Genomic DNA, 18,040 nt, shown 5'->3' with positions numbered 1-18,040 from the left:
GGCAGGACCCGGGCGGGGTCAGCGGATGAAGACGTCGAGCTTGCCGTACTTCTCGGCGAGCAGGTAGTAGACGGCCGCCCGCGACTTGTGGCGATCGCCCTTCATGGTTGCGGCGATCTCGTCGAGGGCCGCATCCCACTCGTCCTCATTGGTCAGGCCCAGCTTCTTCTTGAGGAAGTTCTTCTTCACGGTGTCGCGTTCACCCTCGTCGCTCAGGGCAACGATCGAGGCGTCCGGCTTTGAGAGCACCAGGGCGTAGATGCGCAGCAGGCCGGCGACGGCTGCCTCGTCGGCCTGCGGGGCGTACTTCTTGATGGCGGCGGCGTGATCGGCCATGTCGTACCCTTCGGTGGTGGGGGACAACCGAACCGTGCGCCCCCTTGCGTGAGGCAAGAATACGCACGACACCGGGCCGGGGACCAGACCCCCGGGTGCTCGGTTCACAGGTTCGGCGCCACCAGCTCCTGGAAGCGCCGGCGCATCGTGGTCACGGTGTCATCGGGGTCGGCCGCCCACACCGCGGCGTTGAAGATCTCCACCTCCACGTCACCCCGGTAGCCGGCCTCGCTCACCAGCCGGGTGATCGCCGGGAAGTCGATGAACCCGTCCCCGGGCTGACCACGGGACAGCAGGGCGTCGGCAGCCAGCGGCAGCACCCAGTCGCACACCTGGTACGAGGCGATGCGGCCCTCGGCGCCTGCCCGGGCGACCTGGTCGGCCAGCGCCGGGTCCCACCACACGTGGTAGGTGTCGACCATCACCCCGACCGTCTCGGCGGGGTAGTCCCGGGCCAGGTCGAGTGCCTGGGCCAGGGTCGAGAGCACCCCGCGGTCGGCCGCGAAGATGGGGTGCATCGGCTCCAGTGCGAACATGACCCCACGTTCGGCCGCGTAGGGCACCAGCTCGTCCAGTGCCCGCGCGACCTGGTGGCGGGCACCGAGCAGGTCCTTCGACCCGGGCGGCAGGCCCCCGACCACCAGGCAGAGGCAGTCCGCGCCCAGCGCCGCGGCCTCGTCCACCGCTTGACGGTTCTCGGCCAATGCCTCGGTGAAGGCCTCACCGGTGGTGGTGAACCAGCCGCCGCGGCACAATGACGAGACCCGCAGGCCCGCACGTCGGACGAGGTCGACGGCGGTTTCCAGTCCGAGTTCAGCCACCGGTTCACGCCACAGCCCGATGGATTCGATGTCGTGGCGCTTGCACAGCTCGACGGCCTCGACCAGGCCGAGTGCATTCACGGTTTTCTGGTTGAGCGACAGGCGGCTCGCAGCGGGCAGCACGGTGCTCACTGGTCCACCCCCGCCACGGTCAGCAGCGCACCCAGCCGACGCTCGGCCAACTCGACATCGTGCACCAGCCCGGCAGCATCGGCCAGGCGGGCGGTCTCGGCAAGATCGACGATGCTGCGCCCCGCGTGCTGGCCGTTGACCATGGTGAATCCCGGCTGGTGGCCGGTCAGCCAGGTCAGGAAGGCGATACCGGTCTTGTAGTGGAACGTCGGCGCCCGGAACAGGTGCCGGCTCAGCGGCACCGTGGGCGCCATCAGCCGGTCGTAGCCCTCCAGGTCACCGCCGTCGAGCGCCTGCAGCGCCGCCGATGCCGGGCCGGTGATCGCGGCGAAGGCACCCAGCAGGGCATCGGAATGGTGCTCGCCGTCGCCCCGGATGAGATCGGCGTAGTTGAAGTCGTCGCCGGTGTAGAGCCGCACACCCTCGGGCAGTGCCCGGCGCAGCGCGATCTCGTGGTCGGCGTCCAGCAGGGAGACTTTGACACCGTCGATGCGCTCGGCGTGGGCCCGGACCAGGCCCACGAAGGTGGTGGTGGCCTGCGCCAGGTCGACCGACCCCCAGTAGCCGGCCAGGGCGGGGTCGAACATCTCACCCAACCAGTGCAAGATGACCGGGCGGTCGGCGGCGGCCAGCACCCGCTCGTAGGCCCGCAGGTAGTCATCGGGACCGGTGGCGGACGCAGCCAGGTGGCGTGAGGCCATGATGATCGGCTGCGCCCCGGCGTCCAGGGTGACCTCGAGTTGGGTCAGGTAGCCCTCGATGACCTCGACCAGGCCGACCCGGGCCGGCAGGTGGTCGGTGCCCACACCGGTGGCGATCCGGTGCCCACCGGCCAGCGCCTCGGCGCTGGAGCGCCGGATGAGCTGCTCGCAGGCAGCCCAATCCAGGCCCATGCCACGCTGGGCGGTGTCCATCGCCTCGGCCACTCCGAACCCGTGCGACCACAGGTGGTGGCGGAAGCCCAGGGTGGCGTCCCAGTCGATGTCGGCGGGCTGGCCGGGCACATTCTCCGCGGTGACCCGTGGGATGACGTGGGCGGCGGCGAAGGCGATCCGGCTGCTGAACCCGGCAGCCGGTCGGCGCCAGGCCGGGGTGCCGGTGAAGCTGAACGGGACCAGCGTCCCGTCGCGATGGGGCAGGTGCAGGCTCACAGCGACAACTCCGTCAGCTCGATGCGCCGCCCGGTGGCCGAGGACTCCAACCCGGCTTCGGCCAGTCGGACCCCGCGGGCGCCGGCAAGCAGGTCGTAGTCGTTGGGGCCGTCGGCCAGCACATGCAGCAGGAACTGTTCCCACTGGGCCTTGAAGCCGTTGTCGAAGACCTCGTTGTCAGGCATCTCCTGCCACTGCTCACGGAAGGGGATCGACTCGACCAGGTCGGGGTTCCATACCGGCTTCGGGGTCGCCGCGCGAGGTTGGATGCGGCACCGGTGCAGCCCGGCCACCGCGCTGCCGTGGGTCCCGTCGACGTGGAACTCCACCAGTTCGTCGCGGTTGACCCGGGTGGTCCACGACGAATTGAGGCTGACCATCACGCCGCCGGCGAGTTCGAAGATGGCGTAGGCGGCATCATCGGCGGTGGCCTGGTAGGTGGCGCCCCGTTCGTCGACGCGGGTCGGGATGTGCGTCACTGCCCGGGTGTAGACCGATTCGACCTGGCCGAACAGGTTCTCCAGCAGGTAGTTCCAGTGGGCGAACATGTCCATCACGATGCCGCCGCCGTCCTCGGCACGGTAGTTCCAACTCGGGCGCTGCGCCGGCTGCCAGTCACCCTCGAAGACCCAGTAGCCGAACTCGCCGCGCACACTGAGCACCTGGCCGAAGAACCCGCCGCGCAGCAGCCGCTCGAGCTTGCGCAGCCCGGGCAGGTACAGCTTGTCGTGGACGACCCCGTTCTTCACCCCGGCAGCGGTGGCCAGCCGGGCCAGCTCGAGGGCGACTTCGGAGTTCTCCGCGGTCGGCTTCTCGGTGTAGATGTGCTTGCCGGCGGCAATCGCCCGGCGCAGCGCGTCCTCACGGACCGAGGTCAGCTGCGCATCGAAGTAGATGGCGTAGGCCGGGTCGGCCAGCACCTGGTCGAGGTCGGTGGAGTACTTCTCGAGCCCATGGCGCGCGGCGATCTCGGCGAGCTTGGCCTCGTTGCGCCCCACCAGGATCGGGTCGACCTGCACCTTGCGGCCATCGGGCAGTTCGACCCCGCCCTGGTCGCGGATGGCCAGGATGGAACGCACCAGATGCTGGCGATAGCCCATGCGCCCGGTGACGCCGTTCATGATGATGCCGATGGATTCCACGAGGTCTCCTGTAATCGTCGGGAAAGCGTATTCCCAGCGTAGCAACAGGAGCCACGAGGCAGGCAAGCGCGCGACCACAGGTGTGCGCGTTCGCTCAGTGGTGATGCGTCAGGAGGCCGGTAGGAGAGTTCAGCAGCCGGGGGTGCTGGCCCGCAGCACGACCTCGCCGCGGAAGGGTTCGGCCGGCAGGTCACCGCCCAGCAGTGCCTCGATGGCAGCCTGCCCGGCCTCCCGCAACGGCAGTCGCACGGTGGACAGTCCCGGGCGCAGGTCGGCCAGGACCGGCAGGTCGTTGAACCCGGCCACGCCGACGTCACGGCCGGCCTCGACGCCGTGCTCGTGCAGCGCGGTCATGGCACCCAGCGCCATCATGTCGGTCACCGCGAACACGCAGGTGGCCCCGCCCCTCGCAGCAGCCAGGGCGTCGACCATGGCCTGGTGCCCACCGTCGCGGCTGAACGCGGCACGCTGGACGACATACGGCGCCGCGGCATCGTCCAGCACCGCGGTGAAACCTTCGGTGCGCTCCACCGAGGTGGTGTGCTCCACCGGACCGGCCAGGATGACGAAGCGCTGGTAGCCCACCTGCAGCAGGGCCCGGGCCAGGTCGGCGGCCCCCTCGCGGTTGGCGAAGCCGATCACCGGCAGGTCCCCGACCGGGGGGCCCACCACCACGGCGGGCAACTCACCCAGGGCACGCAGCAGCGGACCGGGGTCCTCACCGGCGGGGCGCGACCCGGCGATCATCAACCCCCGCACCCGCTGCGCGCGGAAGGAGCGCACCTGCTGCAGTTCACGGGCCGCATCGGCGTGGTGCACGGCCACGCTCAGCATCATGGAGCGCAGTCCCGCCGCCTCGGTGGCTCCGGCGGACAACTGGGTGAAGTACGGGTCGGCGATGTCGGGGGCCAGCATGCCGATCGACATGGTGTGCCCCCGGGCCATCGCCTGCGCCGGGCCGTGGGGAGAGTAGGACAGCTCATCGGCGGCCGCGTGGACCCGTTCGGCAAGTCGGGCGCCCACGGTGCGCGAGCTGCCGTTCAGCACGCGGGAGGCCGTCGCCAACGACACCCCGGCCCGTCGCGCCACATCGGTCAGGGTCGCGGCGCCCGAAGGAGGCTGAGAAGAATCCATGCAGATCAGGCCAGCTTTTCCCGGCGCCGCTGGCGCACCCGGACGAGGATGTAGGCGGTCAGCCCGGCCACGGCCAGCGCACCGAGCAGCCAGGTCAACACGGGGGAGTAGGCGTACAGGGCCATCACGGCCGAGATCCCGACGAAGCCGATCGTGGAATACAGCAGGGCCCACAGGATACAGCCGAGCACCACCGCCGGCATGAAACGCCTCATGGACATCCGGCCCACACCGGCGGCCAGCAGCACCAAGGTCTGCACGCCGACCATCAGGAAGCAGGCACTCACCACGGGGGCACCCCAGCGATCCAACCAGGACTGGGCGCGGTGGTAGCCCGCGGAATCCAGCAGCGAGGCGTACTTGGTGCGCGAGGTGCCCGCGGAGATCCCGCGGCCCAACCAGTAGGTGCCGTTGGCCCGCAGCATCACGATCACGAACAGGCCGCAGGCCACGATGAACCACGGCGCGTTCCAGCTGTACGGATTCACATCCACTCTTCCTGTTCCCGGGCCGGTCCCTCACCGCGGCCGTCCACACCGGACCAGCGCGGCCGGGAGGCCTGCCCCACATCCTATGCTGACTCGGTGACCGGGGTGCTCAGCGGCTTTGCGACGATATGGGTCGTGATCGGCGCGGGCTGGTTGGCCGCCCACCTGCGCATCCTCACCCTGACCGCCCAGGACGTACTGGCGAAGGTCGCCTTCTTCATCGCCTCACCGGCGCTGCTGTTCCTCATGGTCGCCGAGGCCGACGTGGGCCGGGTCTTCTCGGGCAACCTCGTCGTGACCGTGCTGGCGACCCTGATCGCCTGCGGGCTGTACCTGCTCATCGCGCGGCTGTGGCTGCGCCCGACCCGCTCCGAACTGGTGGTCGGCGCGATGGGCGCCTCCTACGTGAACGCCGCGAACCTCGGCATCCCGATCGCGGTGTTCGTGCTCAATGACGTGACCTGGCTGGCGCCACTGCTGCTGTTCCAGGTCGCCATCGTCCAACCCATCGCGCTGAGCGTGCTCGACCTCGACCAGGCCAAGGACGAGGGCCGCCAGGTGTCGTGGCTGGGCAACCTGACCCTGCCGCTGCGCAACCCGATGACCATCGGCACCCTGGCCGGGCTCGCGGTGAACCTGCTGGGCTGGACGTTGCCGGCGTGGCTCACCAGCCCGGTCAGCCTGCTCGCCGACATGTCGGTGCCCGCGATGCTGGTCGCCTTCGGCATCTCGTTGCGGCTGGGCCCGCTGCCCGGACGCGGGGGAGTCGGGCGCCCGACAGCCCTGGCCTCGGTCATCAAGCTGGTCGTCCACCCGCTGGTGGCGTGGCTGCTCGCGCACCTGCTCGGCCTGGATGCGACCACCACGCTCGCGGTGGTCGTCATCGCCGGCCTGCCGACCGCCCAGAACGTGTTCGTGTGGGCCGCACGCTACGGCAGGGCATTGGCCCTGGCCCGTGATGTGGTGTTCATCACCACCGTCAGCTCGATCCTCACCATCGGTGTCATCGCCGCCCTGGTGCACGGCTGAGCCCACGATCGTCCGGTTGTTCCTGAGCTGGTTGTGGTGCGTCGTTGTCGAGGCGGCACCCTGTTGTTAGGTTGGCGGGTGTCAGGTGAACGGGAAAGGGGAACCGTGGAGAGTTCCGAGCTGGACATTGACCGCAGCATCGCCACCGCCTGGGAGACCTTCGCCGAGCGGCTGGCCGAGGTGGTTTCGGTGATCGACGACGGCGGCTCGCTGACCATCGGCACCCTGTCGGCCAGCGACGACCCCGCCCCGTTCATCCGGTTCACCCACATCGAGGGCGACCCCGACATGATCCTGGTCGAGGCCGCCAGCAACGCCTCCCTGGGTGACGGGTTCCAGCTCACCGGCACCCAGCTCACCGAGATGGAACGCGCCGGCTGGGAGTCACCGCACACCATCGGCGCGCAGCCCAGCGCCAACTTCTCCAAGGTGGTGCCTCAGGAACGCAGCGACCTGATCGCCGTGCTGGCCACCAGCACCCTGTGGACCGTCTACGGGGTCCAGCACCCCGTCTTCCTCGCCCCCGACCAGCTGGCCGAGATCCTGCGCCCCGAAGCCCCGAAGCCGCAACCCGAGCCGGTCAGTCGGCCGGAGTTCGACGCCGAGGACCTCACCGCGGTGATGCCGCGCGACAAGCAGCACCTCGACGAACTGGTCACCGCCGAGCTGACCGACCTGTTCGGCCACGCCCCGCTGCGCGACGCCGACGGGGACATCACCATCCGGGTCGGCTCGTCACTGGTCTTCGTCCGCACCACACCGGCCGCCGACGAGGTCGTGCTGTTCTCGGTGATGGTCCACGACATCGAGGGCCGCTCCCGGGCGGTGGAGGTCCTCAACGACCTCAACATCGAGGCCAAGTACGGCCGGTTCGCGCTGTTCCGTGACCGGGTCTTCGTCACCATGTCACTGCTCGCGCACCCCTTCGTCCCGGCCCACCTGCTGCAGGGACTGCGGGCGATCAGCCGCATCGCCGACGAGATGGACGACCTCCTGGCCGCCAAACTGCGTGGCCGCACCACTTTCGAGGGCTGACCAGGCGCCGCGCCGCGCAGGGGGGTCGTGGCTAGACTTGCCCGAGTTCGTAGCGAGGCAGGGAGGAACGGCATGCCGATGGTGGCCACTGACGACGGGGAGGTCCGCTCCAGCGGTGTGTTGGGCGGCGAGATCACCGTGCTCGACGAGGCCGAGTGCCGCGACCTGCTGCATGACGCCGTCATCGGACGAGTGGCCTTCACCGCCGCCGAACTGACCATCCACCCGGTCAGCTACGAGTGGACCAGCGACCTGGTCGTCATTCGCACCCGGTCGACCTCAATGCTCGCCGGCGCCGTCGGGCAGCAGGTGGCCTTCGAAGTCGACGACATCGACCCCGAGACGGGGGTGGCGTGGAGCGTGCTGGTGCGCGGCCGGCTCGAGCAGGGTGCCCCGCCGTTGGGGGACTCCATCATCCCGTGGGCAGATGGGCCGCGCCACCACGTGCTGGTCATCGCACCCACTAGATTGACCGGTAGAGCAGTGTCTCGCCCCGAGGAGGACCGATGACGAAGAAGTCTGACCGTCGACCGCATACCGGAAGGCACGTTGCCGGGGTGGACGGGTCACCTGACGGCCTGCGTGCCGTCGAGTACGCCACCCGCGGTGCGCTGATCGTGGGCGGCACCGTGCACCTCATCCACGCTGTCGACGCGGCCGTGATGGCCGGGGCCTGGGGCGCCATCCAGGACATCGAGGCGATGGAACGCGCCGGCCAGCAGACCCTGGTCGCGGCCCGTGCTCGCGCGGTCGACCTGGGCCTGCCCGAGGACCGGATCACCAGCGAGGTCCTGATCGGCAACCCCACCGCCGTCCTGTCGGAGGCCAGCGAGACCGCCGACCGGCTGGTCGTCGGCCGCCGCCGGCTCGGGGGCCTGGAACGCATGTTCGTCGGCTCGACCTCGGCCTCCCTGGCAGCGGTCGCGCACTGCCCACTGGTGGTCATCTCCGCCGCGGTCAACCCGGACGAGACCGGCGGCCGCAAGGTCGTCGCCGTGGGGGTCGACGGTGAGGGCCACAGCCAGCACACCCTGGCCGAGGCGGTGGCGGAGGCCCGCATCCGTGGGGCCAAGCTGGTCGTCACCCACATCCAGCCCGCCGTCCCGGTCGGCATGTTCGGTGGCTACCAGCTGACCGCCGACGCCGAACGGGAACTGCTGTCCGAGGCCCGCACCGCGATCACCGAACTGGTCACCGGCGTCGTCGGGGAGGACCCCGACCTCGAGGTCGAGGTCGTCGTCGAGGCCGGTGACCCCGTCGACCGGCTCGTCTCGCTCAGCCGCGAGGTCGACCTGCTGGTGCTGGGCATGCGGGCCCCCACCGTCCTCGGGTTCGCCCTGGGCGGCATGACCCGCGCGGTGCTGGCGCACGCCGAGTCCCCACTGATGGTGGTGCGCTGACGGCTACGCTGGGTCGGCGATGAACGAACCCAGGATCACCTTCGACGAGGCACTGCCGATCACGGCGCACGTCGACGACATCGCCGACCTGCTGACACGACACCAGGTGGTGGTCGTGGCCGGTGAGACCGGCTCCGGCAAGACCACCCAGCTGCCCAAGATCGCCCTGCAACTGGGCCGCCAACGCATCGCGCACACCCAGCCGCGGCGCATCGCCGCGCGCACCGTCGCCGAACGCATCGCCGAAGAGATGGGCGTGGCACTCGGTGACCAGGTCGGTTACCAGGTGCGGTTCACCCGCAAGGCCACCAGCGACACCCAACTGACGGTGATGACCGACGGTGTGCTGCTGGCCGCCATCACCAGCGACCGTGACCTGCGCCGCTACGACACCATCATCATCGACGAGGCCCACGAACGCAGCCTCAACATCGACTTCCTGCTCGGCTACCTCAAGCAGCTGCTGCCCCGGCGCCCCGACCTGAAACTGGTCATCACCTCGGCCACCATTGACACCGCCCGGTTCAGCGCCCATTTCGACGATGCCCCCATCGTCGAGGTCTCCGGGCGCACCTACCCCGTCGAGATCCGCTACCAACCGCTGGACGAGGACGACCCCGACCAGAACACCGGCATCCTCAACGCCGTCGGTGACCTGCTCGCCGAAGGCCCCGGGGACATCCTGGTCTTCCTGTCCGGTGAGCGTGAGATCCGTGACGCCGCCGAGGCATTGTCCGACCTGTCGCTGCCCGATGTCGAAGTGCTGCCATTGTTCGCCCGGCTTTCGGCCGCCGAGCAGAACCGCATCTTCCAACAGCACCACGGCAGGCGCATCGTGCTGGCCACCAACGTGGCCGAGACCTCCTTGACCGTCCCCGGCATCCGCTACGTGGTCGATGTCGGCACCGCCCGCATCTCGCGCTACTCGGCGCGCACCAAGGTGCAGCGCCTGCCCATTGAACCGGTTTCGCAGGCTTCGGCGAACCAGCGGGCCGGACGATGCGGCCGCGTCGCCCCGGGCATCTGCATCCGGCTCTACTCCGAGGAGGACTTCCAGGCCCGCCCGGAGTTCACCGAACCGGAAATCCTGCGCACCAACCTGGCCTCGGTGATCCTGCAGATGGCCCAGGCCCGGCTCGGGGCGATCAGCGGTTTCCCCTTCGTCGAGGCCCCCGACTCCTCCCAGGTCAGCGACGGCATCAAACTGCTGGAGGAACTCGGCGCCCTGCAACCCGGCCACCGCAACAACCCCCGACTGACCAGGGTCGGCCAGCAGCTGGCCCGCATCCCGGTCGACCCGCGGCTGGCCCGCATGCTGGTCGAGGGGCAACGCCTCGACGCGCTGCGTGAGGTACAGGTGGTGGTCGCGGCCCTGGCCATCCCCGATGTCCGTGAACGCCCCGCCGAAAAGCGCGAACAGGCCGACGCCCTGCACGCCCGGTTCCACACCGAGGCACCCGACCAGGCCAGTGCCGCCGGCACCGTCGGCCCCGACGGCAAGCCGCTGCGGCACACCGCCCACACCAACACCCGCCCGCAGGAGAACCGGCCCACACCCGCCGAAGGCGGCGACATCATGGCCCTGGTCAGACTGTGGCACTACCTCACTGATCGGCGGGCCGCCCTGTCCGGCAACGCGTTCCGGCGGCTGTGCCGCGACGAGTTCATCAACTTCCTGCGGGTGCGCGAATGGGAGGACCTGGCCGCCCAGCTGCGCGAGATCGGTCGGGAACTGAAGTGGCGCCCCAACCGCACCCCGGCCCCCACCTCGGCGGTGCTGACGGCGGTCGCGTCCGGGTTGCTGTCCCACATCGGGCTGCTCGACGTCCGTGAACCCAGCACCCGGGGCAAGCCCGCCGCCGGCGGCAAACCCAGGCGTGGGCCACGGGAGTACCTTGGTGCCCGCGGGGCCCGGTTCGCGATCAACCCCGGCTCGGCACTCGCCCGGGTCAACCCGCCGCTGGTGATGGCGGTCGAACTGGTCGAAACCACCCGGCTGTGGGCCCGCACGGTGGCCGAGGTCGAACCCGAGTGGATCGAACAGGTCGGGGCCCACGCCCTCAAGCGGAGTCACTCCGAGCCGCACTGGTCGTCCAGTTCTGCCAGCGTGGTCGCCTACGAGAAGGTCAGCCTCTACGGGGTGCCGATCATCGCTGACCGCCGCGTCGACTACTCCGGGATCGACCCGGTCGCAGCCCGGGAGATCTTCATCCGCTCCGCGCTGGTCGAGGGCGGCTGGCAGACGCGCCACCAGTTCTTCGCCCACAACGCCGAGGTGCGCGCAGAGGCCGAGAAGCTCGAGGAACGCACCCGCCGCCGAGACCTGCTGGTTGACGACCAGACCATCTACGAGTTCTACGACCGGCGCCTCGGCTCCGAGGTGGTCAGCGGGTCCACCTTCGACAAGTGGTGGCGCCGCCTCGACCAGCCCCACCTGCTCGACCTGTCCATGGACGACATGATCCGCGACGAGGCCTCCGGGCCCGATGCGGACGCCTTCCCCGACCAGTGGCAGGTCAACGGGCTGGACCTGCCGGTCAGCTATGTCTTCGACCCCGGGTCGGGCCATGACGGGGTGACGGTCACCATCCCGCTGGAACAGCTCAACCAGCTCACCGCGGAACCCTTCAGCTGGCAGGTGCCGGGGCTGCGACGAGAACTGGCCGCCGAACTGATCAGGGGCCTGCCGAAGCGGGTGCGGACGAACTTCATCCCCGCCCCCGACCATGCCCGCGCCGCCCTGGACTGGCTGCGCGACAACGACGCCGACCACACCCGGCGCTTCGCCGACGAGCTGGGCCGGGCATTGCGGGCGCTCACCGGGCACCACGTCGAACCGGGGGACTGGTCACTGGAATCGGTGCCGGCGCACCTGCGGGTGTCCTTCCAGGTCACCGGGCCCGGGGCCCCGAAGGAGGCCACCAAGGACTTCACCGGCCTGCGGCAGGTGCTGGCCACCAAGGTGTCCCAGGTGCTCACCAGGGCGGCCCGCCGGCAGCGGGTCACCGGCGCCACCGACTGGACCTTCGGCCGGGTCGAGACCCGCGCCGACCTCGGCCGCGGCGGAAACACCGCGGTCGGCTACCCGGCGCTGGTCGACGAAACCAGCAGCGTCGGCCAGGTCGTCCTCGACAGCCCCCGGGCCCAGCAGGCCTCCCACGCGGCCGGGGTGCGCCGCCTGCTGGTGCTGACCAACCCCGACCCCACCAACTGGGTAGTCGCCCACCTCAGCAACGTCGAGAAGGTGTCGCTGGCCCACAGCCCCTACCCGAGCGTGCCGGCCCTGCTGGCCGATGCCCGGCTCAAGGCCGTCGACTCCCTGGCCCGCCAGCTCGACCCCGACCTGTCCGGGGTCCGCGACGAACAGGCCTACCGCTCGCTGGAACTGGCCGTGCGGCAGGGCCAGGCCGACCGGATGCGGCAGGTGGTTTCGACCACCGCGAAGGTGCTGACCCAGCGCCTCGAGGTGCTGCAGGGCCTCGATCAGGTACCCGCCGACCAGGTCATCGCGCAGGACATCAGCCAGCAGCTCGACAACCTGGTCTTCACCAATTTCATCTCAGCCACCCCCGACCCCTGGTTCGGCCACCTGCCGCGCTACGTCCAGGGCATGGTCGTCCGAGTGAACGCCTGGCGCAGCAACCCCGCCCGGGATGCCCAGCAGCAGGAGGTCATCGACGAGCTGGAGGCCGACTACGCCGACCTGTGCGCGGCCCAACCGCCCGGACGGCTGCCTGTCGAGGTCGAAGAGGTGGCCTTCCTGCTGGAGGAACTGCGGATCAGCCTGTTCGCCCAGCAGCTGAAGGCCTCGGTGCCCATCTCGGCCAAGCGGGTGCGGGCAGCCATCGCCCGGCTGGGCTGAACTGCGGGTGCCCGCAGCGTGAACTGGGGGAAATCTCGGGGCAACTCGGCCGCGCAAACGACGTGTCCGGCGCCGGCAGGCGACTAGATTGCCAGCATGCGCATCAGCTTGCTGGCGTGGGGTACTCGCGGCGACGTCGAGCCCTTCGTTGCACTCGGCCAGGGACTGCAACGGGCCGGCCACGATGTGTCGATCGCGGCCTCGACCGACCTGGCACGGTTGGTGACCGATCGAGGGCTCACCTACCAGCCGTTCTTCATCGACATGGCCGCCGCCTTCAACGCCGACACCAGCCGCGAGTGGGTCGAACACAGCATCGGCCCCCACCGCGAAGGGCGCCACCTCAACCGCGTCATGTCCGAGATGGCCCCGGTTGCGGCCGAGGGGCTGGAACGCATCGTCGGCAACGCCGACGCGCTGATCAGCGGGATGCTCACCTACGAATCGGCGCTCTCGGCGGCCACCCACCTGGGCCTGAAACACATCCGCGGACTGATGGCGCCGATGACCCCCACCGCGTCGGGCAGGGCACTGCTGTACCCGCCGCTCAGCCGGCGCGAGAGCCGGATCAACCTGTACGCCTCGCTGCTGTTCGAGGCAGCCCTGTTCCAGCTCGTCAAACCCGGTGGGGACGTGATCCGGGCCAGGCTCGACGTGCCGCGAGGCACCTACCGCGGCTACCTGCAGATGTCCCGGGCCACCCCCACGCTGGTGGGGGTCAGCCCGCAGGTGATCCCCCAACCGGACGACTGGCGTGGGCTGGTCGACGTCACCGGCTACTGGCACGTGCCGGCGCCGGACGACTACATCCCTCCCGAGCGGCTGCGCACCTTCCTGGAGACCTCACCGGCACCGTTCTACATCGGCTTCGGGTCGATGCCGAGCTCGCGACCCCAGGAGCTGTGGGCCATGCTCTGCCGTGCACTGGACGACACCGGTGAGCGGGCCGTGGTCCGGTTCCGGTGGCGCGACTGGCAGCCCCACGAGGTGCCCGACAACATCTGCGTCATCGACGAGGCCCCCTTCGACTGGTTGTTCCCCCGCACCGCCGGGGTCGTCCACCACGGCGGGTCGGGCACCACCGGCACCGCGCTGCGAGCCGGGGTGCCGCAGTGGATCGTGCCGCACATGGCCGACCAGCCCTACTTCGGTCGCCGCGTCCAGCAGCTCGGCGTCGGCCCGGCCCCGGTGCACCTGCACAAACTCACCGCTGCCAAGCTCGCCCATGCCCTGCGGACCTTGCGCCAGAACGCGGTCATGCAGCGCCGGGCCCGGGTGCTGGGTGAACAGGTGCGCGCCGAGGACGGCGTCTCCCGAGCCGTCGACGTGGTGGAACGGATGTGGGGATGAACGCCGCGCAGGTGGCACAGTAGTCCGGGTGACCGAACCAACCTCGCTGCTGCGCCTGCTCACCCTCGACCAGGTCGAGGCGACCACCTTCCGCGGCCCCCAGCTGCACGTCGGGACCCCCTGGGAGCACCAGCGCACCTTCGGTGGCCAGGTGATGGCCCAGGCGTTGATGGCCGCCGCACACACCCTCGGGCCGGAGCGGCGCTGCCACTCGATGCACGCCTACTTCCTGCGTCCCGGCAGCAATGCGCTGCCGATCGACTACCGGGTGGAACTGACCCGCGACGGCAACACCTTCTCCCAGCGCCGCGTCACCGCCTACCAGGCCGATGTGCTGCTGTTCACGCTGAATGCCAGCTACCACCTCGACGAACCGGGCCTCGAACACGCCGACCCGATTCCGGCCGGCGTGCCCGACCCCGACGACTGCCCGGGACTGGGGGAGGTGCTGAGAGACCGGATCGGCCCGCAGGCGAGCCAGTGGATCACCTGGCGCGGGCTTGACGTGCGGTTCGTCGGTGATTCGCAGGGTGACATTGCTTCCGGCGCCCATGCCGCCCACCTGCGGGTATGGGCCCGCACCATCGAGGACCTGCCGGACGACCCCCGGCTGCACACGGCCCTGGCCGCCTACCTCAGCGACCTGACGATCCTCAGCGCGGCCGCGGTGCCGCACCCGGTCAGCATCCTGTCCCCGAAGGTGCAGGCGGCCTCGTTGGACCACGCCATGTGGTTCCACCGTGACCTGCGGGCCGACCGGTGGCTGCTGCACGACCAGATCTCCCCGACGGCCTCGAACGGGCTGGGGTTCTCGAACGGCCGACTGTTCCAGGGTGGTCGGCTCAGCGCCTCGGTGAGCCAGGAAGGACTGATCCGCCTGGCCCCATAGCGGGCTCAGGCGGATCAGTACTGCCGGGGTGACGGCGGCTCAGGCGGCGGTGGTGACCCTCAGCTGGGCCAGTGCGCTGCGTTCGATCTGGCGGACACGCTCGGCGGTGATGCCCCAGACGGCACCGATGTCGGCGAGCTTGGCCTGGCGCCCGTCGACCAGCCCGTAGCGGCGGCGGACCACGTCGGCGGAACGCTCGTCCAGGTCGGACAGCATGCCGTCGAGCAGGCCACGGTCCTCGGCGTCCAGGACCAGTTCGTCCGGGCCGGGGGTGACGTCCTTGGCGATCAGGTCACCGAGCGAGGTGTCCCCGTCGTCGTCGACCGGCGCGTCGAGGCTGATGTGCTCACGCGAGTAGCGGATGAGCTCGATGACCCGGTCGGTGTCGAGCTCGAGTTCCTTCGCCAGTTCCTCGACGCTGGGTTCACGGCCCAGCAGTCGCTCAAGGTTGCGGCGGGCCGCGGAGACCTGGTTGACCTGCTCGGCCACATGCACCGGCAGACGGACGATGCGGCCCTGCTGGGCGATGCCACGGCTGATCGCCTGGCGGACCCACCAGGTGGCGTAGGTCGAGAACTTGAAGCCCTTGGCGTAGTCGAACTTCTCGACGGCGCGGATCAGGCCGGTGTTGCCCTCCTGGACCAGGTCCAGCATCGGCATCGGTGAACGGTGGTACTTGCGCGCCACCGACACCACCAGGCGCAGGTTGGCGCGGATGAAGTGCTGCATGGCCTGCTCACCGTCGGCGGCGAGCCATTCGAGTTCTTCACGGGTGGCCTTGACCTTGCTCTTGACGGCGCCGTCAAGGATCCCCCGTGCATATACGCCAGCCTCGATGCGCTTGGCCAGCTCAACTTCCTGCTCCGCGGTCAACAGAGCCGTCTTGGCGATGGACTCCAGGTACAGACCGACCGAGTCCTTGCCCTCAATGCCATCACTGGAGCGAACACGCTGCTTGGTTTCCATGAACTCCCTCTCGTGCGTCCTTCACATGGCTCAACGCACGGGGGGAGCGGAAAGATTCACCGCCGGCCCATTTGGGCCCTCCAGTATGCCATCAGCGCAAAATGGGTCAGACCGTGGTCGTACCCGACCCTGAGACCTGCCCGCTGCCGGTGAGTCGGTCCACCAGCCAGGCCATTTCCCAGGCCTGTTCGCGCCACTTGTCGTAGCGGCCGGTCACCCCGGCGTGCCCGGCGACCATTTCCGTGCGCAGCAACACCGGACGATTGGGGCTCAGCTGTGCCTCGGCCCGCAGCCGGGCCACCCACTTGGCGGGTTCGACGTAGTACACCCGGGTGTCGTTGAGGCCGGTGGTGGCCAGGATCGCCGGGTAGGCGACCGGGGCGATGTTCTCGTACGGGGTGTAGCCGGCCATGTAGCGGTACACCTCGGGGTCGTGCAGCGGGTCGCCCCATTCCTCCCACTCGGTGACCGTGAGCGGCAGGTCGGGGTTGAGGATGGTGGTCAGCGCATCGACGAAGGGGACCGCGGCGTGGATCGCGCAGAACAGGTCCGGCGCCATGTTCGCCACCGCGCCCATCAGCAGTCCACCGGCGCTACCGCCGATTGCGGCCATCCGGTCGGGGCGGGTCCAGCCCTGGTCGACCAGCCACTGGCCGGCATCGATGAAGTCGGTGAAGGTGGTGCGCTTGTTGGTCATCTTGCCCTGGTCGTACCAGGCGCGGCCGAGTTCACCGCCCCCACGGATGTGGGCGATGACGTAGATGATGCCGTGGTCGAGCAGGCTGAGGCGCTGGGTGCTGAACCGGGCGGGGATCGAGATCTCGTAGGAGCCATAGCCGTAGAGCACCAGCGGGGCGCTGCCGTCGGTGGGGGTGTCGGCACGGCGCACCATGCTCAGCGGGATGCGGGTACCGTCCGTGGCGGTGGCCCACAGCCGCTCCTGGACGTAGTCCTCGCTACGGTAGGGCCCGTGCACGGGGTGGTCGAGCACGGGGGTCTGCTTGAGCACCCGCTGCTGCCGGTCGCTGAAGCCGACCTCACGCACCTGCGGTGGGGTCACCAGTGAGGTGAACGACAGCCGCACCCGGTCGGTGTCGTAGTCCGACTCCGACTGGGCCGACACCTCGTGCACCGGCTCGTCGAAGCCCAGCGGGGTGGCACCGGCGACGTCGTCGACCTCGGCGAGCCAGACGGCCGGCAGGCCGTCGTGCCGTCCGGAGACGACCAGGTGGCTGGCGTAGGCGTCCACCTCGCTGAAGCGGGTCCCCGGCGGCGGGGTGAGCACCGACTGCCAGGTCTGGGACGGGGCCAGTGGCGTGGCCGGGTCGTCCGGGAGCGGGCCGAGCGCCACGGTGGCGACCTCGAAGTCCTCGAAGGTGGCGTTGTGGACGATCCAGAGCCGGTCGGCGGTGGCCTCGACGTCGTAGTCGAGTCCCTCGTGGCGGGGTGAGACGACCCGCGGGGCGGCGGTGGGGTCGGCGGCCGGCAGCAGGTGCACCTCGCCGGTCAGCTTGGTGCCGAGGTGGATGACCACCCAGGCGCGGTCGCGGCTGGTCGAGACCCACATCCAGAACCGCTCGTCGTCCTCCTGGAAGACCAGTTCGTCCTGCTCGAGGTCGGTGCGCAGAGTGTGGCGCCACACCTGGTGGGGGCGCCAAGCCTCGTCGACCCGGGTGTAGAACAGCACCTCGTCGCCGGCCCAGGTGATGTTGCCGGCGATGCCGGTCTGCGCGGGGTAGGTGTCGCCGGTGGCCAGGTCGCGGATCGACACGTCGTAGCGTTCGTCGCCGGCATTGTCGGTGGCCCACATCAGCAGGTGACCGTTGGGGGAGACCTCCAGCGCACCGAGGGAGAAGAACTGCTTGCCCTCGGCCTCGAGGTTGCCGTCGAGCAGCACCTGCTCACCGTCCAGCGGGGCGCCGGTGGTCAGGTCGGGCACGTTGTCGCGGTGGGTGGCCGGCACCCGGCACCAGATCGGGTAGTCCTTGCCCTCGACGGTGCGTGAGTAGTACCAGTAGGCGGCACCGTCGGTGTGCGTTTCCCAGGTGGGCACGCTCAGGTCGGTCTCCTGGGTGCGCGCCTTGTAGTCGTTGAACAGGTCGTTGCGCAGGTCTTCGAGGTGGGCGGTCCGGGCCTCGGCCCAGGCGTTCTCGGCCTCGAGGTGGCTGATCACCTCAGGGTCCTGCTTGTCCCGCAGCCACTCGTAGTTGTCGATGACGACATCGCCGTGGTGAGTGCGCTCGTGGGGTCGACGGGCCGCGACGGGTGGGCCGGACGGGGTGGGGGTGTGGGACATGCGCGCCAG

The 18,040-nt window shown here is 69.8% G+C and carries 15 protein-coding genes; 7 read left to right on the top strand and 8 right to left on the bottom strand.

What is annotated here, in order from left to right:
* Nucleotides 1-18 precede the first annotated feature (18 nt).
* From ACQE3C_RS01765 to ACQE3C_RS01740, 6 genes are all read right to left on the bottom strand, one after another.
* Nucleotides 19-336, bottom strand: a complete 318-nt coding sequence (locus tag ACQE3C_RS01765; protein WP_434537472.1) for a DUF2853 family protein — start codon at nt 334-336, stop codon at nt 19-21.
* 104 nt (nt 337-440) lie between these two features.
* The gene (locus ACQE3C_RS01760; protein ID WP_434537471.1) at nt 441-1,289 is read right to left on the bottom strand and encodes a sugar phosphate isomerase/epimerase family protein; all 849 of its coding nucleotides are present in this window, start codon (nt 1,287-1,289) and stop codon (nt 441-443) included.
* Complete coding sequence (locus ACQE3C_RS01755) at nt 1,286-2,440, bottom strand: dihydrodipicolinate synthase family protein (RefSeq protein ID WP_434537470.1); 1,155 nt, start codon at nt 2,438-2,440, stop codon at nt 1,286-1,288. The genes ACQE3C_RS01760 and ACQE3C_RS01755 overlap by 4 nt, the downstream gene beginning before the upstream one ends.
* The gene (locus ACQE3C_RS01750) at nt 2,437-3,582 is read right to left on the bottom strand and encodes a Gfo/Idh/MocA family protein (protein ID WP_434537469.1); all 1,146 of its coding nucleotides are present in this window, start codon (nt 3,580-3,582) and stop codon (nt 2,437-2,439) included. The genes ACQE3C_RS01755 and ACQE3C_RS01750 overlap by 4 nt, the downstream gene beginning before the upstream one ends.
* Nucleotides 3,583-3,711: 129 nt before the next feature.
* Complete coding sequence (locus ACQE3C_RS01745) at nt 3,712-4,671, bottom strand: LacI family DNA-binding transcriptional regulator (RefSeq protein WP_434537468.1); 960 nt, start codon at nt 4,669-4,671, stop codon at nt 3,712-3,714.
* 50 nt (nt 4,672-4,721) lie between these two features.
* Nucleotides 4,722-5,204, bottom strand: coding sequence for a DedA family protein (locus tag ACQE3C_RS01740; protein WP_434537467.1), 483 nt, complete (start codon nt 5,202-5,204; stop codon nt 4,722-4,724).
* Nucleotides 5,205-5,300: 96 nt separating this feature from the next.
* Here ACQE3C_RS01740 and ACQE3C_RS01735 point away from each other — a divergent pair, with 96 nt between their 5' ends.
* From ACQE3C_RS01735 to ACQE3C_RS01705, 7 genes are all read left to right on the top strand, one after another.
* A complete protein-coding gene (locus ACQE3C_RS01735; protein WP_434537466.1) occupies nt 5,301-6,233 on the top strand; it encodes an AEC family transporter in 933 nt (310 codons plus the stop codon).
* A gap of 105 nt (nt 6,234-6,338) precedes the next feature.
* Nucleotides 6,339-7,268, top strand: coding sequence for a T3SS (YopN, CesT) and YbjN peptide-binding chaperone 1 (locus tag ACQE3C_RS01730; RefSeq protein ID WP_434537465.1), 930 nt, complete (start codon nt 6,339-6,341; stop codon nt 7,266-7,268).
* Between the two features lie 72 nt (nt 7,269-7,340).
* Complete coding sequence (locus ACQE3C_RS01725; RefSeq protein ID WP_434537464.1) at nt 7,341-7,778, top strand: pyridoxamine 5'-phosphate oxidase family protein; 438 nt, start codon at nt 7,341-7,343, stop codon at nt 7,776-7,778.
* Complete coding sequence (locus ACQE3C_RS01720; protein WP_434537463.1) at nt 7,775-8,668, top strand: universal stress protein; 894 nt, start codon at nt 7,775-7,777, stop codon at nt 8,666-8,668. Before ACQE3C_RS01725 ends, ACQE3C_RS01720 begins: the two co-directional genes overlap by 4 nt.
* 19 nt (nt 8,669-8,687) lie before the next feature.
* Nucleotides 8,688-12,530 (top strand): ATP-dependent RNA helicase HrpA, encoded by a 3,843-nt coding sequence (hrpA, locus tag ACQE3C_RS01715; RefSeq protein ID WP_434537462.1) that lies wholly within the window; start codon nt 8,688-8,690, stop codon nt 12,528-12,530.
* Between the two features lie 96 nt (nt 12,531-12,626).
* Nucleotides 12,627-13,880 (top strand): glycosyltransferase, encoded by a 1,254-nt coding sequence (locus ACQE3C_RS01710; protein ID WP_434537461.1) that lies wholly within the window; start codon nt 12,627-12,629, stop codon nt 13,878-13,880.
* 28 nt (nt 13,881-13,908) lie between these two features.
* Nucleotides 13,909-14,769 (top strand): acyl-CoA thioesterase, encoded by an 861-nt coding sequence (locus ACQE3C_RS01705; RefSeq protein ID WP_434537460.1) that lies wholly within the window; start codon nt 13,909-13,911, stop codon nt 14,767-14,769.
* Between the two features lie 39 nt (nt 14,770-14,808).
* Here ACQE3C_RS01705 and ACQE3C_RS01700 read toward each other — a convergent pair whose 3' ends face one another.
* On the bottom strand, nt 14,809-15,735 hold the full coding sequence (locus ACQE3C_RS01700) for a sigma-70 family RNA polymerase sigma factor (RefSeq protein WP_434537459.1): 927 nt from the start codon (nt 15,733-15,735) through the stop codon (nt 14,809-14,811).
* A gap of 106 nt (nt 15,736-15,841) precedes the next feature.
* Nucleotides 15,842-18,031 carry a S9 family peptidase gene (locus tag ACQE3C_RS01695; RefSeq protein ID WP_434537458.1) on the bottom strand — a complete coding sequence of 730 codons (2,190 nt, stop codon included), beginning with the start codon at nt 18,029-18,031 and terminating at the stop codon, nt 15,842-15,844.
* Nucleotides 18,032-18,040: the final 9 nt, after the last annotated feature.

The sequence above is a fragment of the Aestuariimicrobium sp. Y1814 genome (assembly GCF_050113895.1).
Classification (GTDB): domain Bacteria; phylum Actinomycetota; class Actinomycetes; order Propionibacteriales; family Propionibacteriaceae; genus Aestuariimicrobium.
This window is presented reverse-complemented; position numbering and strand designations above follow the sequence as displayed.